The organism is Neomicrococcus lactis (genome assembly GCF_014200305.1).
Taxonomy (GTDB): Bacteria; Actinomycetota; Actinomycetes; order Actinomycetales; family Micrococcaceae; genus Neomicrococcus; species Neomicrococcus lactis.
Genome location: NZ_JACHBL010000001.1, coordinates 2,525,983 through 2,549,050, shown reverse-complemented (window position 1 = coordinate 2,549,050; position 23,068 = coordinate 2,525,983). Strand labels below are relative to the sequence as shown.

Sequence of the window (23,068 nt, the reverse complement as noted above, 5' to 3'; positions counted from 1 at the left end):
GAACAGATGACTACGGATCTCACCCCAGATACTTTGACGGACACCGAGGTGTCCGCAGAGCTCATCGAGGCCGGCAAGCGCGCATATGAGCTGGACCGCGAGCACGTGTTCCACTCGTGGCAGGCTCAGGGCCCGTTCAAGCCCATGACGATTCTTAAGGCCGAGGGTTCCTACGTGTGGGACGGTGATGGCAACAAGCTGATCGATATGTCCGGCCAGCTAGTCAACACCAACATTGGGCACCAGCACCCCAAGGTCGTGGCAGCGATCCAGGAGCAGGCCGCACAGATCTGCACCATCGCCCCGCAGCATGTGAACATTGCGCGTTCTGAAGCGGCTCGCCTAATTGCCGAGCGCACGCCGGGCGATCTGAACCACGTGTTCTTCACGAACGGTGGAGCTGACGCCGTGGAGCACGCCATTCGCATGGCGCGGCTTCATACCGGCCGCTACAAAGTGTTGTCGGCATACCGCAGCTACCATGGCGGCACGCAGCTGGCCGTCAACGTCACGGGCGACCCTCGCCGCGTGGCTAACGACTACGGCAATTCCGGCGTGGTGCACTTCATGCCCGCGTACACCTACCGCTCATACTTTGGTTCCACCACGGAGGCCGAAGAGACGGAACGCGCCTTGCGCCACCTTGAGGACATGATTGTTCTTGAAGGCGCGCAGAACATCGCGGCACTGATCTTGGAGTCCATCCCGGGAACGGCCGGTATTTACATGCCGCCGGCCGGGTACCTTGAGGGCGTTCGCGAACTCACCAAAAAGCACGGCATCATGTTCATCGCGGACGAGGTCATGGCCGGTTTTGGCCGTTCCGGAAAGTGGTTCTCGATTAACCACTGGGACATCACGCCTGATCTCTTGACCTTCGCAAAGGGCGTGAACTCCGGCTACGTTCCGCTAGGCGGCGTGGCAATGTCGGATGCCATCTTCGAGACCTTCGGTGATCGCGTGTACCCAGGCGGACTCACCTACTCGGGTCACCCGCTCGCTTGTGCTGCGGCCGTTTCCGCCATCGGCGTCATGGCAGAAGAGGGCATGATCGAAAACGCCGAACGCTTGGGTCGAGACATCATTGGTCCGCGCTTGGCTCAAATGATGGAACGCCATCCATCCATTGGCGATGTACGCGGCGCGGGCGTCTTCTGGGCGATCGAGCTCGTGAAGAACCGTGAGACCAAGGAACCCATGGCCGCTTACGGCGGCTCCAGCCCTGAAATGAACGAACTCATTGGCGCCCTCAAAGCTAAGGGCATTCTCCCGTTCGCGAACTTCAACCGCATTCACGTGGTGCCGGCGCTGAATATTCCGGACGAGGTTTTAGAACAAGCACTCGACGCTATCGACGAAGCTCTCGAAGTCACGGACAAGTACGTGAGTTAGTTCGTCTCACTGCGAGCTGGAGGCTGATTGAAGGCGCGGACCGAATTATCGCGGACCGCGCCTTCAATAGTTTAGGAGTATCGAGAAGGGTTCTCGACGGATGCCTCATGCAGCCGTTACCCTGAATCTCAAGATTTCAGGGGGATGAGGGTAAAACATGAGTCTGAACTCGTGGCACTTGATCGAAGTAGTCACTTTGATCGCAGCAATCGCCATTGCTGTATTGCTAGTACTTGTCATCAAGGCGTTCATTGCCGGCTGCATGAAGCGCTCCAAAGCCGCGGATAAAGAAATTGGCCAGATTCGCCGCGACGAGAAGATTCGCGACAAGTCATAAATCCTAAAACGCGCCCTCGTAATGAACCGTACTGGGTGTGGTAGACAGTTTGTGTTCACGCACTGAGGGTTTCAGGCGTGGTTTGTTGGTTGTAGTTGTTCTCGAATTCGGTGGGCGTTTGGTACCCGATGCTCGAGTGCACGCGCATGGTGTTGAACCAGTGCACCCACTGTGCGGTGCTTGTTTCGACTTCTTGTACAGAGCCCCATACTTTCCGTTTCCTCGCGTGAATGAGTTCTTCTCTTATACAAACCGATCTTGGATTCCATCAACGCGTTATCTAGCGTGTCGCCCACCGTCCCGATTGAACCCCTCATACCAGCCTGTGACAAGACATCTTTGAGCTCGGCGGACGTGTATTGAGTGTCGGCATCTGAATGGTGAATGAGGCGTTTGACGCTAAATCGTTGACCACCCGTGCGGCGCACCATCAAGGCATGATTCAATGCCGTGGTCACCAACGGGGTGCGCCGTGAACTATCAACATTCCAGCCCAGAATCCTGCGCGAGGTCACATCGGTAATGAACGCGACATACACAAAACCTGACGGGACACGCACATAGGTGAAATCAGCCACCCAGACGGTGTTCAACTCGGTGACATTCCAGCCGCGTTTGACTAGATCAGGAAACCTTACAGCGTCCCGATCACAGACCGTGGTCACCGGTTTCCTTCCCCGAACCACCCCACGCACACCAGCCAACCGCATCAATCGAGCCACGTGATCACGACCCACAACATGGCCTTCACGCTTGAGTGCATGCCACATTTTCACAATCCCATACACCACGTAATGACGCTCATGCAGCTGCCTCACAACCGGCACAAGCTCAGTCTCACGTCGAGTTCTGGCGCTTATTGGTCGGGACTTGAACGCCGTAGTAGGTGCTCGGGGCGATCTTCACACCAGCATGGCGCGTCAGTACCGTGCAGATCGGCAAGACCGGCGTAACGATCCCGAAACTGATCAATGAATTTCACGATCAACCCCGTGGGGCCTCGAGCACCGTTTACGGATTAAGACGCTGCCGAACGCAGAATCTCGTTCGCCCGCTTCGCCTCAACAAGCTCCCGCTTCAACCGGCGATTCTCGCTCGCCAAATCCACACTCACCGCGCCTGGCAGGCCCGGAACACTCGCGCGTAACCAGCCACGCAACGAGACAACCGACATCCCCATCACGCCAGCAACCTGCCGGACCGAAGCCGCTAAAAACTCTTCCTGAAACTCCATGCGCCGTTCCTGCAACAACCGGACCGCACGCTCCCGAAACGCTGTGTCGTACTTCACTCCACTGGGCATAACTCATTCTCCGATCAATCATGAGTGTCTACCAAACCCAGTACGGTTCACCGTAGCCGGCGAGTAGTTCCGATCCAGTAGATGCGCGAGGTAGTCGTCTACCAGCCCGAACCGGACCGCGTCCTCACCCGCGAGTACCCACTCACCATCACGCCGCTCGAGCCGCAGGATTTTCTTGTCCGTCATGCGACACAGGTTGCATCCGCGACCCACCGATGCTGCGAACATTCGGCGTCGCGGCGTGTCGTTTCAAGGGATCAGGAGCGGAATAGCCGGTTAAGAGGGATTCGCCCACCGTCCCGATAGATCCCCTCATACCAGCCTGTGACAAGACATCTTTGAGCTCAGTAGAGGTGTATTGAGTGCCCGCAATCCTCCATTGGCAGCGTGGTTGATGCCCATGAAAATGCCGCTGCCGAGACGGTGATGGGGCTGTTCAAGAACGAGGCCGTCGCGAAGGATTCACCATTTCGAGCTGGGGCGCCGAAGACCGAAACCGACGTGGTGAAGATCGTCTTCGAGCGGTCCACTGGTACAACAACGAACGCCTCCATTCCGCCTTGGTCACCAAACCGCAGAGGAATTTGAGCAGACATATTGTGATCAACAAATTGGCAAGTTACCCGACGACGCCGCCAGGAAACAGGCGGCATAATTCCCGGGACGGTTCACGGTTTAGTCCCTACTTTTAGAAAGGGCGCACAGGTGTTACCCCCGTAATTTGTGGATAAATAGCCGAGTAGGCGAACATGAGAAGAATTGATGTAACCCAGCAAGCAACCAGGTTGCCTCGTATTCGGGACCACAAACTATGTCTATTTTGACCTTTCTCCTCAATTAACGAATAGGGTGCCGTTAGCGGCCGAAAACCAGTCATCAATAGCAGCCCAAGCAATCCACACGAGAAGTACGGAAGGGCATATCCAAATTCCACTTCTTGACGCAACCAAACGGCTAAAGGAAGAATTATCGAACCCATTGAGAGCATCACCGAAAATTCAAGCCACGAATACTGCCCCTGCCCATATTTTCGAGACGACATGTCAAGAAGAAGGGAAGCGATGGTAACAAAGTAAGTTACTACCAATAGAAGACTGCCGAATACTGTCATTTCAAAAAGCGTAAGCACGATAGCTCCGTATTTTTGGTTTTATCGATTGAATCTTTCTAACCTGCGATTTATACCATTTACCACTTCCCTTCCGTGGATTTCTCGCCTTCCTGGAACCCTCAAATGCGGTTTGAACTGCGTTGCTATACAAATAGCCACGCACTCCGTCCACCACGCCCCCAACAGCTCTCAGCCTTCCCGATGCACCCCGGAGAAATACTCCCGCATACTTTGGAATAAATACGCCTGCTATTGTGGCGGCTAATCGACCCCGGGCCTTGTCTGGTCTCCTTGTTGATGAGTAGATCCAACTGAAGCGCACTAGGTTTTTTGCCGCTTTCATGCGGGTTGCGGCTCTCGGTTGAAGGTCGCGTAGTGGGCGGTTTCGAACTCCATAGGGGGAATATATCCCAAGCTGGAGTGGAAGCGTCGGTTGTTGTACCAATCGACCCAGCCGGCGGTGGCGTACTCGACGTCGGCGAGGGTTTTGTAAGGAGCTGAGTGGAAGATCGTGGTGCGGATGCACTCGGCCTTGTAGAGGCCGTTGATGCTTTCCATGAGCGCATTATCGTAAGCGTCCCCGACGGCCCCGATCGAGGGCTGGATCTGCTCGAGCGCAAGGCGTTCGGTGTAGCGCAGCGACGTGTACTGGGACCCGGCATCGCAGTGGGCCCGCAACGAACGGGGCTGGATCGGGTGGCCTTCTCGCTCACGCTGCCATACAGCCATCCGTAATGGGATGAGCACCAGATTCGTGTGCATGCTGGTAGCGGCATGCCAGGCAATAATGCGTTGCGAGAACACGTCAACGATGAACGCGACGTAGCAGAATCCTGCCCAGGTCCTCACGTAGGTAAAGTCCATGACCCAGGTGTGGTCTGGCCGTGGGGCGGTGAAATCCCGGTCGAGCAGGTCACCGGCCCGAGTGCCGTCTTTGCCCGGTATCGTGGTGCGGATTCCCTTGTCCCGGCGTACCCCAGCGAGCCCCAGAAGGGTCATCGCCCGATCAACAGCCCCTGCGGAAGCGTTCACGAAACCGGGCTGACGGCGCACCAGTGCGGTCATTTTCCGCCGACCGTAGAGGCCCTCGGGCGTCATCGTGCGCTGCCCGGACGCAGTGGTGGTCCATGCCAGGTCGCGGACCTTGTCGACCACGAGCGCGTCGGTCATCGTTCTGGCCGCCACCGCACCCTGTTTCCAGTAGCGGTAGGTTCTCGCGGCGATCTGGTATCCCCTGCTCGCGCAAGACCCGGCAGATCGACTCGACCGCGAACCCAGCTGCGTTCATCTGATCAATGAACGCAGCCATCAACGGTTGCGGGTCTCGAGTTCCCCCGCGAAGAAAGTTGTTGCCGCTCGAAGGATTGCCACGTCTTCTCGCAGCCGCCGGTTCTCGGCCTTGAGCCGCTTGATCTCAGACTGCTCGTTCGTTGTGACGCCTCCGCGTTCGCCGGTATCGACTTGGGCTTGGATCACCCAACGACGCAACGACTCCTTCCCCACACCGAGCTGCTTCGCTACAGCCGTGACCGCGGCCGTCAACGACGGATACTCCGGCGAGTGCTCCGTGACAAGACGCACGGCGCGCGCTTTCACTTCCGGATCGATGATCTTAGACATACTGCTCATTCTCCTAGACTCAAACAGGAGCGGCATCAAACCTAGGACGCTTCAACCATCACAACAGATACGCTCAACCTATAGACCGCAGTCGCCCCACACAATACGCGAAAGATCGCAATTCAATAACAAATAGTCACTTCCCACAGCGCCGACACGTAGCACCCCATCACAGACAAGACCAACGAGCGCTAGGCCAACCTCGCACCCGTGAACCACATCATAAATGGCTAGTATTTAGTGATGATGTTTCAGCCAGATTCAGCGCGGTCAAAGAACAGGGAAACCTCCTTTGACCGCGCTGAACGTTTAATCCCTGACTCGCATGCGGAGCGAAACTTGGCGGGCGCCAAGCGTTCCGTCTACTGGCTGGATCATCCCGACAAACCGGCCGCGCAACATCCCCTTCTCGAGGACATCACCACGGATCTGGCCGTGGTGGGCGGCGGCTACACCGGGCTCTGGACGGCACTCATTGCCAAGGAACGCGATCCCCAACGTGATGTCGTTGTGCTTGAAGCCGCCGAATGCGGCTGGGCTGCTTCCGGCCGCAATGGCGGATTCTGCGAAGCATCCATCACCCATGGAGAATCCAACGGTGAGAAGCACCTTCCTCAGGAAAACGAACGCCTCATTGAGTTGGGCGACGAGAATCTCGAAGAGCTCGTAGCAACGATCGAGCGCTACAAGATCGACTGCGATCTCACCCATTCCGGCATGATGGAAATCGCCACCGAAAAACACCAAGTTCAGTGGCTCCAAGACGAAGCCCAGCCGTCCGACGTCATACCATCCGAGCACGGCCCCGAATTCTTGGACGGCCCGGAAGCCCGCGCCCGCATCAACACTCCCCTCGCTTATGTTGGCGCATTCCACGCGACCGGCACCGTGATGGTGCACCCCGCCAAACTCGCGTGGGGCCTCAAGCGCGTATGTCTGGATCTCGGTGTGCGCATATTCGAACACACCCCAGTGCGTCACCTGCGTGAGTCCCCCGCGACGCAACGTCGTGATGGGGAGGCGAGCAGCGTCGTCGTACTGGATACTGACAACGGTACGGTGCATGCCAACCTAGTTGCGTTGGCTACTAATATCTTCCCCAACCTGATTCGGCGGAACCGCCTCTACACGGTCCCCGTGTACGACTACGCGCTCATGACGGAGCCGCTCACGGATGCGCAGCGAGCGGCCGTGGGCTGGGCCGGAATGGAGGGGCTCGCCGACCTCAATAACCGCTTCCACTACGTGCGCCCCACGCTGGATGCGGAGGGCAAGTTCCGGATTTTGATTGGAGGGTACGACGCCGTCTATCACTTCGGGCGGGCCATGCGCAGCGAATACTTGAATTCAGAAGAAACGTACCTGAAATTGGCGAAGCACTTCGCGGCACTCTTCCCAGACCTCGATGACGTGCGCTTTTCGCACGCGTGGGGCGGCGCGATCGATACGTGCAGCCGCTTTTTCTCCTTCTTTGATCGCTCGTTTGGTGGTCGTGTGGTGTACGCGGGCGGATTTACGGGCCTCGGCGTGGGAGCTACGCGCTTTGCCGCGAAGGTCATGCTGGATCTGCTATCCGGCGAGCGCACGAAACTCACGGAGTTGGAAATGGTACGCAAGAAGCCCATCCCCTTCCCGCCAGAACCCATCGCTTGGACCGGCGTTAAAATCACCACCGCAGCTATGGTGAGAGCGGATCGTCGCGAGGGCAAGCGAGGGCTGTGGCTCAAGGCCATGGACGCGGTGGGCATGGGGTTTGATTCCTAAGCGTCGCCCGAAATTTACCTGAGCTTTACGCTCTGGCCACCCTGAAGGCGTGGACTAAAGCGGTGAACAATCTCTCTGGCGTAGACCGCCGCACCCTTGTAAAGTCCGCCCTGATCACGTCCGCAGTCGCCGCGTCTGGCGCGATTGCCGCCTCATCTCCCGCTCTCGCCTCCCCCTACACCGGCGCCGCGTCCCTCGTCTCGCGTCGTTTGACCCTGCCTTCCCGCGTTGCCACCGGTGATGTCACTTCGGAATCCGCAGTCTTGTGGGCCCGCACCTCAGGCACGGGGCGCCTGCATGCCACCCTCCGTGTTCTCGACGCAGACGGTTCCGCACTTCGCGGCCGCTTCGCCCGCGCCATCCGCTTGACTTCCGGCTGGGTCACAGACGCGACTGACCACACCGCCAAAATCATGGCTAAGGATCTCCCCTCCAACACGCACTTTGAGGTGTCTTTCTCTTTTGAGGACGAAAACGGCCGTATGGGCGAGGTCCAGAAGGGATCGTTTACCACGGCACCAGGTGCCGGAATCGGCAACGGCCGGTTCAAGGGCAACGCAAAGGGCCTCGAAGTTAAAACCGCGGCCCAGCGCTTCGTGTGGACGGCGGACACAGCTGGCCAGGGATACGGCATCAACACTGAGATCGGGGGCATGCGCGGCTACGCGGCTATGCACGCAGTGAAGCCTGATTTCTTCTTGCACTCCGGTGACACCGTCTACGCTGACGGCCCGATCTCTGCCACCATGAAAGAACCGAACGGCGACATCTGGCACAACCTCGTAACGGAGGAAGTCTCCAAGGTAGCCGAAACCCTCAATGAATTCCGCGGCCGCCACCGCTACAACATGATGGACGAGAACCTGCGCGCCATGTACGCCGAAGTTCCGGTCATCGCACAGTGGGATGACCATGAGACCACCAACAATTGGTGGGCCGGCGAAGTCCTTGAGGATCCTCGCTACACCGTTCGCGATGTCAACACGCTGGCTGCTCGCGGCCGTCGCGCATGGCAGGAATACATGCCAATTGCGGATACCAAGGCGTTGGCCCGCGGCACAGGCTTTGAGCCTGACCGTATCTACCGCAAGATTGAGCGCGGCGCGCACTTGGATATCTTCGCGTTGGACATGCGTACCTTCAAGGGTGCGAACACCGATGGTTTGGAAACGCACGAGACGGATATCCTCGGCGAGACTCAACTGCAGTGGCTCATCAAGGGTCTGCGTCAGTCCAAGGCAACGTGGAAGGTGATCGGCAACGATCTTCCGCTCGGCTTGATTGTTCCTGATGGCAAGGGCCAAGAGTCCATCTCCAATGCGGAGAACGGCAAGCCATTAGGCCGCGAACTCCAGTTGGCTCGCTTGCTCAAGGCCATCAAGGATGACGACATCAAGAATGTGGTCTTCTTGACCGGCGACGTCCACTACTGCGCGGCTCATCACTACTCCCCTGAGCGCGCAGCGTTCAAGGACTTCAAACCGTTCTGGGAGTTCGTTGCGGGCCCCATCAACGCTGGAGCATTCGGCCCGAACAAGCTTGATGGGACCTTCGGCCCTAAGGCTGTCTTCGAAAAGGCTGGCCCCGTCATGGGTTCACCGCGCAACGGCGAATGGCAGTTCTTCGGCCAGGTTGACGTAGCCGGCGACGGCTCCACGTTCACGGTGAAGCTCGTCAACGCCAACGGTGACGTGCAGTACACGAACGTATTGCCACGCGAGCGCTAAGTATGAGAGCGTGCGCGGCGTAGAGCCGCGCACGCTTCCCCCTCAAACTACCTGTTCACTGTGATAGGCACTGTGGCACGCACTGCGGCACTCAGTGCCCGCGTCCGGATACCGCGTCCGCGACTCGGGCAAGGAGTGCCGTTTGCGGATGTCCGCTCTTCTTTTCTGCCGTGTCTGCACGGTAATACATGGCATACATGGCCTGCACCGCCACCCATCGCAAAGGCTCCACTTCCCACTTGCGGACCTTACGGTTAACCCAGGGAAGCGTGGTGATCTCGGTCTGCTCCCCCAGCACGAGGTCTCGGAGCGTCCGGCCGGCAAGATTGGTTGCCGTAACGCCCGTGCCTACATAGCCGCCAGCCCAGCCCAGCCCAGTTTCCGGGTCATACGAGACCGTTGATTTCCAGTCCCGTGGGACGCCCAGAACACCGGACCACGCGTGATCAATCCGAACCCCAGCAACCGCCGGGAACATGTCCACGAGAATTCCGTTGAGCAGCTCAATGGTGCTGTCTTGAGTGGTGCCGTCCGTGTCCGTCTTGGAACCGAACCGGTATGGAACGCCTCGTCCGCCAATGGCTATACGACCGTCCTCGGTGCGCTGGAGGTACACGTACGCATGTGCCATGTCCTCGAGGGTTTCCTTGCCGTCCCACCCAATCTGGTCCCACATCTCTGGCGTCAGCGGCTCCGTGACGATCATCGAGGAGTTCATGGGCAACCACTCCCGGTGCAGCCCCTTCAGATTGGCAGTGAATCCTTCCGTGGCTCGCAAAATACGCGGTGCCCGCACCGTGCCCTTGTCCGTGACGGCCTCCCCCGGCTTGATTTCCAGGACGGTGGTGTTTTCATAAAGGTGGACGCCAAGCTCGCGTACTTTTCGCGCCAAACCCACCACAAGTTTCGCCGGGTGGATCCGCGCGCAATACGGAATGTGCATGCCGCCCACGGCGCCTGCCACGTTGACGCGCGCCGTCGTCTGCAAAGCATCCAAAAGCACCGCGTCCTCTGGCCAGCGCTGAGCCTCGGCAAAGTAGCTCTCGAGCCGCGCGAGCTGCGCCGGATTGCGCGCCACCAAGAGCTCGCCGCCCTTGACGATGTCCGCGTCGATGCCTTCGCGCTGCGTCACCGCGATGACTTCGTCAATGGACTCATTCAGGATTTCTTGAAAACGCGCCACTTTCTCATGACCATACTGCTTCTCATAGTCCAAGCGCCCGCCAGTAATCGTGTTAGCCAGCCAGCCACCGTTGCGCCCCGAAGCACCAAACCCAGCGAAGCGCGACTCCAGAATCCGAATGGTCAGCTCCGGCCGCGCTTTCTTGAGGTAGTAGGCGGTCCACAAGCCCGTGTATCCCGCTCCCACAATCACCACATCCGCGGTCGCATTACCCGCGAGCTCGTTGGCGGCGACGGGCAGACCCGTCTGCGTGAACCAAAATGAAACATTGCCATTGACCGGCACGGTGACTCCTTGGGGAAAGGAAAGAGCCTAAACCTGAGCGGTTCAGACCACGCTTGCTGAAAACAATATTCGCACTGTTCACCCGGTCGTAACCGGAATGTGCCAAGCTGGGGACTATGACGCAGATCGAAAACTCCACGCTTGGCATTGTGGGCGCCGGAAGTGTGGGCGCCTCGTTGGCCTACGCCGCCTTGATCAGAGGCTCCGCTCGCCACGTGCAGCTCTTTGATATCAACGCCCCCAAAGTGACATCTGAGGTGCTTGATCTCGCGCACGGAACGCAGTTTACTGGCTCGAGTGACATCACTGGCGGCACGGACATTGACGTCCTCACCGGCGCAAACGTGGTGGTCATTACCGCCGGCGCCAAGCAAAAGCCCGGTCAAACGCGCTTGGACCTAGCGGCCACCAACGCCGCGATGCTCCGGTCCTTGATGCCCCAGCTGATTGAACGCGCACCGGATGCCATCTATGTGCTCGTGACAAACCCGTGTGATGTCCTCACCATGGTGGCCCAAGAAGCCACGGGGCTTCCCGCGCAACGTGTCCTCTCTTCCGGCACGGTTTTGGACACTTCCCGCTTACGCTGGCTGCTTGCGAAGAAGGCGGGCGTTTCCACGTCGAGCGTTCACGCGCTGATTGTGGGCGAACACGGAGACAGTGAGTTTCCGCTCTGGGGATCCGCCACCATCGGCCAGTCGCCCATCCTGGACTGGGTCAACCCTGACGGGAGCCGCTTCTCCCCTGCGGAACTGGACCACATTGCCACTGACGTCCGCGACGCCGCTTACCAAGTCATTCGTGGCAAGGGAGCTACCAACTATGCGATTGGACTGTCCGGCGCGCGGATCGTCGAAGCCATCCTGAGCGATGAAGGATCCATCCTGCCCGTCTCAACAGTTCTCACTGACTATCAGGGCGTCAGTGGCGCGGCGCTCTCTGTCCCGTGCCGTGTGGGTTCAGCGGGCGCCATTCCGGTTGCGGGAACGCCGTGGGGTGATGAAGAACGACGACGCTTGCTCGCTTCCGCGGAGGCAGTCACGGACGCATATGGGAAAGTTGCGGTTGGCTAGCGTGCGCTCGCTTCAGCACTTGCCATACGACGACGCCGCGAGCGAATAAGCGCCAACGCCACCACACCACAGAGGACGTAGCATCCCGCCACGGCAAGCCAGCCCACCGTGAAATTGGATGTGGATTGCAACAGGAGTCCCATGAGGAACGGACCTGTAGCAAAGCCCGTGTACATGCCCATGGAAACAATGCCAGTTGCAGCGCCCACGCGTTCGGTCGGGACGTACTTCATAACGCCGGACATCACCACCACGTTGGCGCCGAGGACGGTAACACCATGCAAGGCAACGCCCAGCCACAGCAGTGCGGGAAGACGGAATTCGCTCGCCGCCCAGAAACTCGCGCCACCTGCAACGGCCCCAAGTGCAATGAACAACAGCAATACTCCGGCGGTTCCGCCAGTAGCCATGCGCCGGCCCCACCACACGCGCGAAGCCACGCCAATCAGGCCGGACAAGCCGGCCGCCAGACCACCAAGCACCAACGTAAAGTTCAGCTCTCGCACAGCGAACAACGGCAAGTAAACGTTCGTGGCTTGCATACCCAGCCCGGACAAGAGCGAGAAAGCCGCAAACAACCACACAAAGGAGGGCAAGCGTCCTGAAGCGCTCGCCGCGAGAGGTGACGCGGCGGCGTCGTTCTTCACAGAAATTTCGGGAGCCGCGGACGGCAATTGCCGCAAGCCAAACCACAGCATCCACGCAACCACCACGGCGCCCAGAACCATGGCGCCTTGCCAGCCCGCAACCAGTGCAGCGAGCGGGAAGAAGATCCCCGCGAAGAGCTGGCTGGCCTGCACGCCGGACTGTTTGACGCCGATCCACCCTGGACGCTTCTCCGCCGGGACGTATTGGGAAATGATCTTGTTGGTCGTGGGGTTGGAGATCGCTTGCGTGGGGCCGGCGATGACGGCGGCCACGAGCACCAGCCAATAGGAGTGTGACAGCGCCGCGATCACCAAGGCCACCATCGTTCCGCCGAAGATCAGCCAGAGCTGACGGCGCAACGTCATGTGGTCGGCGACTTTGCCTAGCCAAGCGCTTGACAGCGCAGCGGTTGCGAACACGATGCTCGCGAGCAATCCAAACTGCGACTCGGTGATATGCAGATCATCAATGATGAGCGAGGACGTGGTGCTCAGACCGTAGTTGAGCAGCGGGCCGGCGCCCATGAGGCACAAAAGGGTCAGGAGTAGCCCGCGAGAGGCCACTCCTGAAGTTGAATTATTCACTTTTTCGACAACGTCCTCGAAGCGTTTAGCATTCCACGACGTTAACGGCGAGGCCGCCCATAGCGGTCTCCTTGTACTTGTCGCTCATATCCTTGCCGGTTTCCCGCATGGTGATGATGACTTCGTCGAGGGATACACGGTGGTCGCCGTCGCCCATGAGCGCCATCTTCGCGGCGTTGATGGCCTTGGATGCGGCGATCGCGTTGCGCTCGATGCACGGGACCTGGACCAGGCCGCCGATGGGATCGCACGTGAGTCCCAGGTTGTGTTCCATGGCGATTTCGGCCGCGTTCTCCACTTGCGCGGGGGTGCCGCCGAGGATTTCCGCGAGTCCGCCTGCCGCCATCGAGGAAGCCGAGCCCACTTCACCCTGGCAGCCCACTTCGGCGCCAGAAATGGAAGCCTGCTCTTTGTACAGCACGCCGATAGCGGCCGAGGCCAGCAAGTACTTGACCACCACGTCCTGCTTGTCTTCCTTCGTGGCCCAGCTGATGCCCGGCGAGTAGTGCGTGGCGTAGAAGCCCACGGCCGGGATGATTCCCGCGGCGCCGTTGGTGGGCGCGGTGACCACGCGGCCGCCGGTGGCGTTCTCCTCATTCACGGCGAGCGCTACGAGGTTCACCCACTCTTGCCAATACTTGGGGTCCCGGTCCTTGTCTTCCTTGCGCAATTTTTCGTGCCATTCGGGAGCACGACGACGCACCTTGAGTCCTCCGGGCAGGATTCCGTCGCGCTTGAGCGCGGAATCCTTGCAGTCCTCCATGACTTGCCAAATATGCAACAAGCCTTCGCGGATTTCTTCCTTGGAACGGAAGGTTTCCTCGTTGGCCATCATGATTTCCGAGATGGACAAGCCGGTGTCCCGGCAGTGGCCCAGGAGTTCCTTGGCGGTGCGGAACGGGTACGGGATCTGCTTGAGATCCTCTTCGATTTCGTTGGCGGGGGCGTCTTCTTCGCCTTCTTTGACAATGAAACCGCCGCCAATGGAGAAGTACGTTTCTTCCACCAGCACGCTGCCGTCTTCGGCAAGTGCTTGGAATTTCATGCCGTTCGTGTGGCGCGCCAGAACGGTCAGCGGGTGCTGAATCATGTCTGGGACGCCGTACTGGATGTCCTTGCGGTGTCCCAGTTCAGCGCAGACGCGCAGCGGTTTGCCCGCTTCGATATCTGCAATGCGCTCATCCACCTGTTCGGGGAGGATGAGGTGCGGTTGGAAGCCTTCAATGCCCAAGAGCACGGCCGTGAAGGTTCCATGACCGCGGCCGGTGGCTGCGAGCGAACCATACAGATCCACTCGCAGTCCAGCCAGCCGATCAATATGGCGCGCTCCAGCCTCTTCCGCAACCAACGCGGTAGCGAACTGGTAGGCGGCCCGCATTGGGCCCACGGTATGTGAGCTCGATGGACCGATACCCACCGTAAAGAGGTCGAAAACGCTAATTGCCATGGGGGTTACTCAACATCTCCGCCGTTTGCAGAAGCGTATTCTGCAGCGGACATCAGTGGGCCTTCTTCGGTGACGTCAACCGTGAACAACCAGCCAGCGCCGTAAGGGTCCTCGTTGAGGATGCCTGGGTTGTCGATTGCTTCCTGGTTGATCTCCACGACCGTGCCGGTCACTGGGGAGTACAAGTCAGAAACGGACTTTGTGGACTCGACTTCACCGCAAGTCTCGCCAGCGGTGAGCTGTGCGCCAACCTCTGGAAGGTCAACGTACACAACGTCGCCCAAAGCGTCTGCAGCAACCTGCGAGATGCCGACCTTGGCTGGAGTGGAGTTATCCAACCACTCGTGCTCTACGGAGTAGCGGAGGGAAGAAAGAACCTTGCTCATATTTGCTCCTGAAGGAATTGTTGGTTGGGTACTTAATTTTTGCGGCTGTAGAACGGAAGCTCGATAACCTCGAACTTCTCTGCTTTGCCACGAAGGTCCACGTCAAGGACGGTTCCCAGCTCGGCTGCAGCAACGTCCACATAGGCCATGGCCACAGGGTATCCCAGAGTAGGGCTGGGCTGTCCAGAAGTGACGGCGCCAACTTCTTGGCCATCCAGCGAAATTGCGTAGCCGCCACGAGCAGCGCGACGACCCTGTCCCTTGAGTCCCACGAGCTTGCGACCTGAGGTGGTTCCCAAGCCAGCTTCCTTGGCAGCTTCGAGTGCTTCACGGCCCGGGAAGCTCTCTTCCTTCTTGAAGGAAATGACCGGTCCCAAACCAGCTTCGAACGGTGAGCCTGTTGCGGACAGCTCGTTTCCGTACAGCGGCATGCCGGCTTCGAGGCGCAGCGAGTCTCGAGCAGCCAAACCACAAGGGATCAAGCCCTGCTCCTTGCCAGCTTCCAAGACGGCGTTCCACAGCTCAGCAGCCTTGTCATTAGCGACGTAGAGCTCAAAGCCGTCTTCGCCCGTGTAGCCCGTGCGAGCCAACAGGATGTCGATGCCAGCAATCGTGACCGGAGCTGCGGCGTAGTAGCCCATGCCGGACACGGTCTCGGCCTGTCCTTCGCCCGCGAGCGGAACTAAGATGGCTTCCGCGTTCGGGCCCTGAACGGCTACGAGAGAGGTGTCAGCGGACTCGTCCTTGACGGTCACGTCGAAGCCCTCAACGCTCTCGGCGAGGATGCCAGCAACGGTCTTGGCGTTACCTGCGTTCGGCACTACCAAGTACTCTTCTTCGCCCAAGCGGTAGGTGATGAGGTCGTCAACAATGCCGCCCTCAGCGTTGGTCATCAAGGAGTACTTGGCCTTACCCACCTTGATCACGGCCAGGTTACCGGCGAGCACGGAGTTCAAGAACTTTCCGGCGTCCGGGCCAGTGACGCGAACTTCGCCCATGTGGGAGAGGTCAAAGACGCCAGCGGCTTCGCGGACGGCCTTGTGCTCAGCAAGTTCAGAACCGTACTTGAGCGGCATATCCCAGCCACCGAAGTCCGTGAACGAGGCACCGAGCGCTGCATGCACGTCATGCAGAACAGTCTGTTGTGCAGTCATGTTTGTCTCTTTCTAAAACGTGGGGAACCGGGTTAGTTGGTCTCGTCGAAAGCTTCTGGCGGTGGGCACTCGCACACGAGGTTGCGGTCGCCGAACGCGCCGTCGATACGTCCCACAGGTGGGAAGTACTTGTCCGTGAAGTCCACGTTGCCTGGGAACGCACCCTGTTCGCGGGTGTACTTGCGATCCCATTCGCCGTGCATGAGGGATCGGGTGGTGTGTGGAGCGTTGCGCAGTGGGGATTCCTCCACCGTGAAGTCTCCGGCCAGCACCTGATCCATTTCCGCCTTGATGGCGATCATGGCGTCGATGAAGCGATCGATCTCGCCCAAGTCCTCAGACTCGGTGGGCTCCACCATGAGCGTGCCAGCAACCGGGAACGCGAGGGTTGGAGCGTGGAAGCCGTAGTCGATCAGACGCTTGCAGACGTCTTCAGCGGTCACGCCGGTCTTGGCCGTGAGTTCGCGAAGATCCAAGATGCACTCGTGAGCAACCAGTCCCTTGTTGCCCGTGTAGAGCGTAGGGAACTGCTCGGAGAGTCGCTTGGAGATGTAGTTAGCGTTCAACAGCGCCATCATGGTGGCCTGACGCAAGCCTTCGGCACCCATGAGCGCAACGTAGGCCCAGGAGATCGGCAGCACGCCGGCGGAGCCGTACGTGGTGGCCGTCACCGGGGTGCCTTCGCGACCGTTCTTCGGGCCTGCAGCAGCGCCTGGAAGGAACGGCACCAAGTGCTCAGCAACAGCAACTGGGCCAACGCCTGGTCCGCCGCCGCCGTGAGGGATGCAGAACGTCTTGTGGAGGTTCAAGTGGGACACGTCGCCACCGAACTTGCCTGGCTGTGCCAAGCCCACGAGAGCGTTCATGTTGGCGCCGTCGATGTAGACCTGTCCGCCGGCCTCGTGAACCTTGCGGCACACTTCGGTCACGTCGGCGTCGTAGACACCGTGCGTGGACGGGTAGGTGATCATGATGGCGGCGATCTTGCCTTCGTTCGCCGCGATCTTCGCGTCGAGGTCAGCAGAATCGATGGTTCCGTCAGAAGCGGTCTTGACCACGACGACGCGCAGTCCGGCCAGCACTGCCGACGCGGCGTTGGTGCCGTGTGCGGAGGCAGGGATCAGCACGATGTCGCGCTCGGTGTCACCCTTGGAGAGGTGGAACTGGCGGATAGCCAAGAGGCCCGCGTACTCACCCTGGGAGCCAGCGTTTGGCTGGATGGACACGCCTGCGTAGCCCGTGATCGCGGTCAAGCGGGACTCGAGGTCCGTGATGAGCGCGCGCCAGCCAGCGGTCTGAGACTCTGGAGCGAACGGGTGGATGTCCGCGAAGCCTGGCCAAGAAATGGATTCCATTTCGGTAGCTGCGTTGAGCTTCATGGTGCAAGATCCCAACGGGATCATGGTGCGGTCCAGCGCCAAGTCGCGGTCAGAGAGCTTGCGCAAGTAACGCAGCATCTGGGTCTCAGACTTGATCGAGTTGAAGATCGGGTGCGTCAGGAAGTCAGACTCACGGTTCTGTCCGCCCAGTGCATCACCTTCGCGAGCGCCAGCTGCAGCTTCCTTGACCTTCTCAATAGCGTTCTGCAGACCGAAAGCACCGGCCACAGCGGCAACGTGCTCGAGCGTGGTCAACTCATCCGTAGAGATCGAGACCGTGTCCTGATCAATCAAGCGAATGTTGATGCCCTGGTGCTCTGCCGCCGTCGTAATCATTTGAGCTCGGCCTGGAACCTTGGCACGAACCGTGTCAAAGAAAGTATCCGAAGCCAAAGCAATGCCCTGCTCAGCGAGCAATGCCGCCAGAGCGCGAGCGCGCTGGTGCGTGCGCTGAGCAATCGCCTTCAAGCCCGCTGGACCGTGGTACACCACGTACATCGAGGCCGTGATGGCCAAGAGCGCCTGAGCGGTACAAATGTTGGAGGTAGCCTTCTCGCGGCGAATGTGCTGCTCGCGAGTCTGAAGCGCCAAGCGGTACGCAGGGCGGCCGGCGTCGTCCTTGGAAACGCCCACGAGGCGGCCCGGGATCTGACGCTCAAGGCCGTCACGGACAGCGAAGAACGCAGCGTGTGGACCACCGAAGAACAGCGGAACACCCAAACGCTGGGTGTTGCCCACTGCAATGTCAGCGCCCTGCTCGCCTGGGGACTTGATCAAGGTGAGGGACAAGATGTCAGCAGCCACCGTGACCAAAGCGCCACGCTCGTGAGCGGCTTCGATGATGGCCTTGTAGTCCATGATGCGGCCGGAGTCGCCCGGCTGCTGCAAGACCACACCGGAGATGTCGCCCTCAGGAAGACCCTGGGACAAGTCAGCAACTTCAACCTCAAAGCCCAAAGCTTCGGCACGGCCCTTCACCACGGCGAGGGTCTGCGGGAAGACGTCCTGGTCAATGACAGTCTTACCAGCTTCCTTCTTCTTGTTGGCACGGCGCATGAGCAGCACGGCTTCGGCCACAGCGGAGGCCTCATCCAACATGGAAGCGTTAGCGATCGGCAGACCGGTCAAATCCTGCACGGCGGTCTGGAAGTTCAAGAGCGCCTCGAGGCGGCCCTGGGAGATTTCTGGCTGGTACGGCGTGTACGCGGTGTACCAAGCTGGGTTTTCAAGCACCTTGCGCAAAATGATGCGCGGCGTGAGGGTTCCGGAGAAGCCCTGCCCAATCATTTGAGTCTTGATGACGTTCTGGTTGGCGTAGTTGCGAAGGTCCTGGAGAACCTGCATTTCGGTCCGCGCTTCGGGGAGCTGGAGGTCCCCCTCCATGCGAATGCCTTGGGGAACGGCGGTGTCCACCAGTTCGTCTAGAGTCGAGTATCCAACAACTTCAAGCATGCGCTTGACGTCGTCTTCACGAGGTCCGATGTGACGAGCGGAAAAGTCCTGGTCAATCGTGAACTCAGAGATGTGTGGGGTGAGAGTCATACGAAATCTCCCTAGGTTGGGCGGGCGATGACGGCCAAAAAATGACCGTTCCTCCCCATCCTGTACCCAATACCTGAGAGATTCCACCCTTCACCCGCGCATGACATGTCAACGCGGATTCCGGGGCTTGCACCGTCGGTGAGCGCTCTATGGCGCTTCTTTCCAGGAGTGCCTCTTCGCGGCGGTACGGATGCCTGAGAGATTCCCGGGGAGGGACTTGCTCCTTCGGCGTCCGCCCGTGGATTCGAGCGGAACTCTCCCGCCGCGCATCAAAGGCATACTGCTTTTGCGATTCTAGTGAAGCCGTTCACAAGAAAGCAACAAAGGAGCGGCGGGGCCGTCTTATAAAGGACGACGCCGCCGCTCCAGTGCGATTTTCAGCTTGATAACGCTGTGCTTCAGGCTTTTGCGCTTAGACCATTCCGCTGTTGCCGATGAGAGCACCGATGAAGTACGTGACGGCGAGCGCGAGCGCACCACCGATCACCACGCGTAGCGTTGCGGGGACCACGCGTGCTCCACCCAGCTTGGCTCCGACAGCGCCAGTGATGGCGAGGGCCACGAGCACGGCGATAAAGGTGACAGGAACCTTGAGACCTGCTGGCAGGAGTACTGCAGTCAAGAACGGTAGCGCAGCACCGACGAAGAAGGCGACGGCGGAGGCGAAAGCAGCGTGCCATGGAGACACGACTTCCGATTCGTCCAGGTGCAGCTCGGCTTCGAGGTGCGCGCTCAGCGCATCATGATCCGTGAGCTCTTGAGCCACTTGCTCGGCAGTGTCTCGCTTGAGGCCCTTGCCCTGGTAGATCTGCGTGAGTTCCTCGAGCTCATGCTCTGGCATGTTCGCGAGTTCCCACTTCTCCTTCTCAATCAACGCCTTTTGGGCGTCGGCGGAGCTGGAGACAGATACGTACTCGCCGAGCGCCATTGAGATGGCGCCACCGACTAGGGCGGCAGCACCGGCCAAGATAATAGGTGATGCTTCCGTCGTGGCACCGGCAACACCGACCACCACAGCGGCGACGGAAACAATGCCGTCATTGGCGCCCAGCACACCGGCACGTAGCCAGTTCAACTTGTGCGCTTGGGATCCATTTGCGTGCGCTTCACCAGCGTGAAGTGTGTCAGGGTTTTCAAAAGCCATGACAGTCATAATCCACTAGATGGACATGCATTTCTAGCTAGGTTAGGCGAACCAACTCCGGGTATTTCGGGCTCAGCCCGTCACCCGAGGAGCGGCCCGTCAGTCGGCGGTGTACCCACGGCCCCAAAAACTCTTTGGTCCACCGTGCGTTGTCGGCGAGTTCTTGGCGACGCGTCTTCGCCGGACGCTCGTCCAAGTGAGGAGTGTCGATGGAATCCGCGTGTGCCAGCACCTCGAGAACCTTCTTGGCCATGAGCATATGGCCGGGCGTGCCCATGTGGAGGCGGTCATCCGCCCAGTAGCGCCAGTCCCGAAATTCTCGCCAGCGCCAATAGTCGGCGATCACAGATCCGGTCTCTTCCGCGACTTCGCGCACGAATTCGTTGTAGATCGCCGTGCGGCCGCGGGTCTTGCCGAACACGGAGGAAGCGGACGAATCAAAGCCTGTAAAGAGCACTACTTGAGCGCCCGATGCGCGAAGTCGCCGCACGGCATCCGCGTACTCTTCCATGAGCGCGTCGATATCCACTTGGGGACGCAAGATGTCATTGCCACCGGCGTACATCGTCACGAGGGTGGGCTTGAGCGCCAACGCCGGCTCGATCTGCTCGGCAACTACTTGCTTGATCTTCTTGCCGCGGATCGCCAGGTTTGCGTAGCCCCACGAGTCATCGCTCGCACACAGCTGCTCGGCGACGCGGTCCGCCCAACCTCTCACTCCATTGGGACGTGAGTCGTCAGGATCGCCCACGCCTTCCGTAAAAGAGTCCCCGATTGCTACATAACGATTCTCAAATTCCACGCCCATAGCCTACGTCGTGATGAGTGTGTGGTGGTTCACCCCGGCTGAGTGGACGCCACCACGGATGCACAAGAAGGACTGGCACCCTTCACAGCCTCGTCATAGCAACCAGGCGAATTCTTGAAACATGACCCTTTCCCCCACCCTCACGAATCCCACGGTGGACTACCGACGCAAGCGGCGTCGTCGTACGTCCCAAGAAACGCAATTCGCGCTTGCTTTCGGTTTCGCCGTGGCCGCGCCCACCGCCCTCTATCTCGCAACCGGCGCACCCCTCGAGTGGCACACCGCAGGCGACATCGTCACCGGACTTGGCATCCTGACCGGCCTGATCGCGACGCAAATGGTACTCATCATGCTCTTGCTCGCGGCCCGTATCCCGTGGGTGGACCAAACCATCGGCCTAGACCGAGCCATCAGCTTGCACAACCAGCTGGGTAAGCCATCGCTCTACGGACTGCTGGCGCACGGCCTGCTAATCACGGTGGGTTATGGCCTCTCCGAAGGCGTGGATCCGATAACGGAGACCATGTCCTTAATCGGCATTGAAGACATGGTCTGGGCGTACGTGTCCATGGCGCTGTTCGTTTTGGTAGTGGTGTCCTCACTCGTGGTGGTCAAGCGTAAGCTTCCGCGCGAGTTCTGGATGGGCGTGCATTTCTTGTCCTATGCCGCTGTGGCATCCTCCATCCCGCACCAGTTCAGCATGGGATCCGTGCTTGCTTCCGGCACCATCTCCCGCTGGTACTGGATCACCGCCTATTTGCTGACCGCGAGCGCCATCTTGGTGTTCCGCATAGCCCTGCCGCTAGTGCGCAGCTTCCAAGCATCACTGCGAGTCTCCGACGTGACCGTGTCTTCGTGGAGGGCGCTGCCCTCCGGCGATTCGGTGCCGGATTCTTGGACAGTCACCATGACCGGCCCCGGCGTGCGCTCGCTCGAAGCGGAGTCCGGACAGTTTTTTCGCTGGCGCTTCTTCACCCCGCACTTGTGGTGGCAGCAGCACCCCATCTCGCTTTCGGCAGCACCGACTGGCAACTCTTTGCGATTCACGGTCCGTAATCTCGGTTCCGGTTCCGCCGCCATTGGGTCCGTCAAGCCCGGAACGCGCGTCTACTTCGCGGGCCCTTACGGCCTCTTCACCGAAGCCGCCCGTACGCAGCCCAAGTTGGTCCTGGCAGGAGCCGGCGCCGGAATTGGCCCCATCCGCTCCCTCGTGGAAACCGCGGACTTTGCTCCCGGCGAATGCACCGTGATCATCCGAGCTTCCGACGAAGACTCCCTCATCCTGCGAGACGAGATCCGCGAATGGTGCTGGAACCGCGGCGCCGTGTTGTTCGAGCTCGTGGGCCACCGTGTCCAGGCCTCCGACCGCTACTCCCTCTCTCTAGAACGCGCCGCGAAGCTGGACCGCGCGAGCTGGCTACCAGCAGATCACGCGCTCGCCGGCTACACGCTGGAAAGCTACGCCCCACATTTGTCCCAGTCCGATGTCTACGTCTGCGGCCCTAGCGCCTGGACGGATGCCGTTCTCGCCGACGCACAAGCCGCCGGCCTCAAACAAGAATCCCTCCACTCCGAAAGGTTCTCCTGGTGAAAGCGCGCAATCTGATCTTCTCTGGCCTTGCCACCATCTCGGTGATCACGGGCGGCATCTTCTCTGGGGTGTACACCTCGAGCAACGCCCTCGACCCCACCGCCGCGACGTCCATCCACTCCACAACGTCTAGCTCCGGTTCTTCTTCGTCCTCGTCTTCATCGACCAAGACGCGGAACTCGGGATCCTCGAGCTCGACCGATTCGTCTGACTCTTCGGATTCGTCTGACTCATCTACTGGAAGCTCATCTTCCGGAACGTCTTCTTCTTCGGGGTCGACTTCGGGTTCCTCTTCAGGATCCTCTTCAGCCTCCGACGGCACGTTCAAGGGCACCGCCTACAGCACCCGCTGGGGCGATGTGCAGGTCTCCGTAACCATCGCCGATGGCAAGATCACCGACGTCACCACGCTTGCCGCACCGGACAACGACGGTCGCTCCACGATGATTTCGCAGCGCTCCATCCCCACCCTGCGCTCCGAAGTCCTCTCCTCACAGTCCACCGACGTCCAGTCCGTCAGCGGCGCGACCTACACCTCCGAGGCTTACCTCTCCTCGCTCCAGTCCGCCCTCGATAAAGCCAATTTTTAG

General features: G+C 59.7%; 18 protein-coding genes, 2 pseudogenes and 1 riboswitch. Of the genes and pseudogenes, 8 read left to right on the top strand and 12 right to left on the bottom strand.

Annotated features, from left to right (window positions below):
• Positions 1 to 6 precede the first annotated feature (6 nt).
• Entirely contained in the window at positions 7 to 1,392 is a 1,386-nt protein-coding gene (locus BKA12_RS11565; RefSeq protein WP_221228091.1) for an aspartate aminotransferase family protein, read from the top strand.
• A gap of 157 nt (positions 1,393 to 1,549) precedes the next feature.
• Entirely contained in the window at positions 1,550 to 1,729 is a 180-nt protein-coding gene (locus BKA12_RS11560; RefSeq protein ID WP_183644026.1) for a hypothetical protein, read from the top strand.
• A gap of 55 nt (positions 1,730 to 1,784) precedes the next feature.
• Here the strand turns inward: BKA12_RS11560 and BKA12_RS12715 are convergent, their stop codons facing one another.
• The 3 genes and pseudogenes from BKA12_RS12715 to BKA12_RS11550 form a co-directional block, all read right to left on the bottom strand.
• The gene (locus tag BKA12_RS12715) at positions 1,785 to 1,961 is read right to left on the bottom strand and encodes an integrase core domain-containing protein (RefSeq protein ID WP_416375713.1); all 177 of its coding nucleotides are present in this window, start codon (positions 1,959 to 1,961) and stop codon (positions 1,785 to 1,787) included.
• Positions 1,951 to 2,592, bottom strand: a pseudogene (locus tag BKA12_RS11555) (IS3 family transposase); the annotation flags it as partial. The pseudogene BKA12_RS11555 and the gene BKA12_RS12715, both read right to left, overlap by 11 nt.
• Positions 2,593 to 2,747: 155 nt before the next feature.
• On the bottom strand, positions 2,748 to 2,963 hold the full coding sequence (locus BKA12_RS11550; protein ID WP_183644023.1) for a hypothetical protein: 216 nt from the start codon (positions 2,961 to 2,963) through the stop codon (positions 2,748 to 2,750).
• 456 nt (positions 2,964 to 3,419) lie between these two features.
• Between BKA12_RS11550 and BKA12_RS11545 the strand changes: the two genes are divergently transcribed.
• The gene (locus BKA12_RS11545) at positions 3,420 to 3,620 is read left to right on the top strand and encodes a hypothetical protein (RefSeq protein WP_183644020.1); all 201 of its coding nucleotides are present in this window, start codon (positions 3,420 to 3,422) and stop codon (positions 3,618 to 3,620) included.
• An 862-nt stretch (positions 3,621 to 4,482) separates the two neighbouring features.
• On the opposite strand, the pseudogene BKA12_RS11540 reads toward BKA12_RS11545, so the two are convergent.
• Positions 4,483 to 5,763: pseudogene (locus tag BKA12_RS11540) on the bottom strand (IS3 family transposase).
• Between the two features lie 243 nt (positions 5,764 to 6,006).
• Here BKA12_RS11540 and BKA12_RS11535 point away from each other — a divergent pair.
• Together BKA12_RS11535 and BKA12_RS11530 are read left to right on the top strand one after the other, a co-directional pair.
• Positions 6,007 to 7,527, top strand: a complete 1,521-nt coding sequence (locus BKA12_RS11535; RefSeq protein WP_246361690.1) for an NAD(P)/FAD-dependent oxidoreductase — start codon at positions 6,007 to 6,009, stop codon at positions 7,525 to 7,527.
• 62 nt (positions 7,528 to 7,589) lie between these two features.
• Positions 7,590 to 9,254, top strand: coding sequence for an alkaline phosphatase D family protein (locus BKA12_RS11530; RefSeq protein ID WP_183644017.1), 1,665 nt, complete (start codon positions 7,590 to 7,592; stop codon positions 9,252 to 9,254).
• A 91-nt stretch (positions 9,255 to 9,345) separates the two neighbouring features.
• Here the strand turns inward: BKA12_RS11530 and BKA12_RS11525 are convergent, their stop codons facing one another.
• Positions 9,346 to 10,722 carry an FAD-dependent oxidoreductase gene (locus BKA12_RS11525; RefSeq protein ID WP_183644014.1) on the bottom strand — a complete coding sequence of 459 codons (1,377 nt, stop codon included), beginning with the start codon at positions 10,720 to 10,722 and terminating at the stop codon, positions 9,346 to 9,348.
• A gap of 116 nt (positions 10,723 to 10,838) precedes the next feature.
• Here BKA12_RS11525 and BKA12_RS11520 point away from each other — a divergent pair, with 116 nt between their 5' ends.
• Positions 10,839 to 11,795 (top strand): L-lactate dehydrogenase, encoded by a 957-nt coding sequence (locus BKA12_RS11520; RefSeq protein ID WP_183644011.1) that lies wholly within the window; start codon positions 10,839 to 10,841, stop codon positions 11,793 to 11,795.
• Here the strand turns inward: BKA12_RS11520 and BKA12_RS11515 are convergent.
• The 7 genes from BKA12_RS11515 to BKA12_RS11485 form a co-directional block, all read right to left on the bottom strand.
• Positions 11,792 to 13,027, bottom strand: a complete 1,236-nt coding sequence (locus BKA12_RS11515; protein WP_338087518.1) for an MFS transporter — start codon at positions 13,025 to 13,027, stop codon at positions 11,792 to 11,794. The two genes, BKA12_RS11520 and BKA12_RS11515, sit on opposite strands and share 4 nt — an antisense overlap.
• A 25-nt stretch (positions 13,028 to 13,052) precedes the next feature.
• A complete protein-coding gene (locus tag BKA12_RS11510) occupies positions 13,053 to 14,474 on the bottom strand; it encodes an L-serine ammonia-lyase (protein WP_183644008.1) in 1,422 nt (473 codons plus the stop codon).
• 5 nt (positions 14,475 to 14,479) lie between these two features.
• Positions 14,480 to 14,860 (bottom strand): glycine cleavage system protein GcvH, encoded by a 381-nt coding sequence (gene gcvH / locus BKA12_RS11505; protein WP_183644004.1) that lies wholly within the window; start codon positions 14,858 to 14,860, stop codon positions 14,480 to 14,482.
• Positions 14,861 to 14,892: 32 nt separating this feature from the next.
• On the bottom strand, positions 14,893 to 16,014 hold the full coding sequence (gcvT, locus tag BKA12_RS11500) for a glycine cleavage system aminomethyltransferase GcvT (RefSeq protein ID WP_183644001.1): 1,122 nt from the start codon (positions 16,012 to 16,014) through the stop codon (positions 14,893 to 14,895).
• Positions 16,015 to 16,046: 32 nt separating this feature from the next.
• A complete protein-coding gene (gcvP, locus tag BKA12_RS11495) occupies positions 16,047 to 18,935 on the bottom strand; it encodes an aminomethyl-transferring glycine dehydrogenase (protein ID WP_183643998.1) in 2,889 nt (962 codons plus the stop codon).
• A gap of 172 nt (positions 18,936 to 19,107) precedes the next feature.
• Positions 19,108 to 19,207: riboswitch (glycine riboswitch) on the bottom strand.
• A 140-nt stretch (positions 19,208 to 19,347) separates the two neighbouring features.
• A complete protein-coding gene (locus tag BKA12_RS11490; protein ID WP_246361688.1) occupies positions 19,348 to 20,079 on the bottom strand; it encodes a VIT1/CCC1 transporter family protein in 732 nt (243 codons plus the stop codon).
• Positions 20,080 to 20,116: 37 nt separating this feature from the next.
• Positions 20,117 to 20,881 carry a GDSL-type esterase/lipase family protein gene (locus BKA12_RS11485; RefSeq protein ID WP_183643993.1) on the bottom strand — a complete coding sequence of 255 codons (765 nt, stop codon included), beginning with the start codon at positions 20,879 to 20,881 and terminating at the stop codon, positions 20,117 to 20,119.
• A 127-nt stretch (positions 20,882 to 21,008) separates the two neighbouring features.
• Here BKA12_RS11485 and BKA12_RS11480 point away from each other — a divergent pair, with 127 nt between their 5' ends.
• Together BKA12_RS11480 and BKA12_RS11475 are read left to right on the top strand one after the other, a co-directional pair.
• A complete protein-coding gene (locus tag BKA12_RS11480) occupies positions 21,009 to 22,478 on the top strand; it encodes a ferredoxin reductase family protein (protein WP_183643990.1) in 1,470 nt (489 codons plus the stop codon).
• Complete coding sequence (locus tag BKA12_RS11475) at positions 22,475 to 23,068, top strand: FMN-binding protein (protein WP_183643988.1); 594 nt, start codon at positions 22,475 to 22,477, stop codon at positions 23,066 to 23,068. The genes BKA12_RS11480 and BKA12_RS11475 overlap by 4 nt, the downstream gene beginning before the upstream one ends.

Bases quoted from the DNA above. Each gene is read 5' to 3' on its own strand.
- BKA12_RS11510 (WP_183644008.1), bottom strand. From the start codon at position 14,474: ATGGCAATTAGCGTTTTCGACCTCTTTACGGTGGGTATCGGTCCATCG.
- BKA12_RS11490 (WP_246361688.1), bottom strand. From the start codon at position 20,079: ATGGCTTTTGAAAACCCTGACACACTTCACGCTGGTGAAGCGCACGCA.
- BKA12_RS11480 (WP_183643990.1), top strand. From the start codon at position 21,009: ATGACCCTTTCCCCCACCCTCACGAATCCCACGGTGGACTACCGACGC.
- BKA12_RS11565 (WP_221228091.1), top strand. From the start codon at position 7: ATGACTACGGATCTCACCCCAGATACTTTGACGGACACCGAGGTGTCC.
- gcvT (WP_183644001.1), bottom strand. From the start codon at position 16,014: ATGACTGCACAACAGACTGTTCTGCATGACGTGCATGCAGCGCTCGGT.
- BKA12_RS11560 (WP_183644026.1), top strand. From the start codon at position 1,550: ATGAGTCTGAACTCGTGGCACTTGATCGAAGTAGTCACTTTGATCGCA.
- gcvH (WP_183644004.1), bottom strand. From the start codon at position 14,860: ATGAGCAAGGTTCTTTCTTCCCTCCGCTACTCCGTAGAGCACGAGTGG.
- gcvP (WP_183643998.1), bottom strand. From the start codon at position 18,935: ATGACTCTCACCCCACACATCTCTGAGTTCACGATTGACCAGGACTTT.
- BKA12_RS11550 (WP_183644023.1), bottom strand. From the start codon at position 2,963: ATGGAGTTTCAGGAAGAGTTTTTAGCGGCTTCGGTCCGGCAGGTTGCT.
- BKA12_RS11535 (WP_246361690.1), top strand. From the start codon at position 6,007: ATGATGTTTCAGCCAGATTCAGCGCGGTCAAAGAACAGGGAAACCTCC.
- BKA12_RS11520 (WP_183644011.1), top strand. From the start codon at position 10,839: ATGACGCAGATCGAAAACTCCACGCTTGGCATTGTGGGCGCCGGAAGT.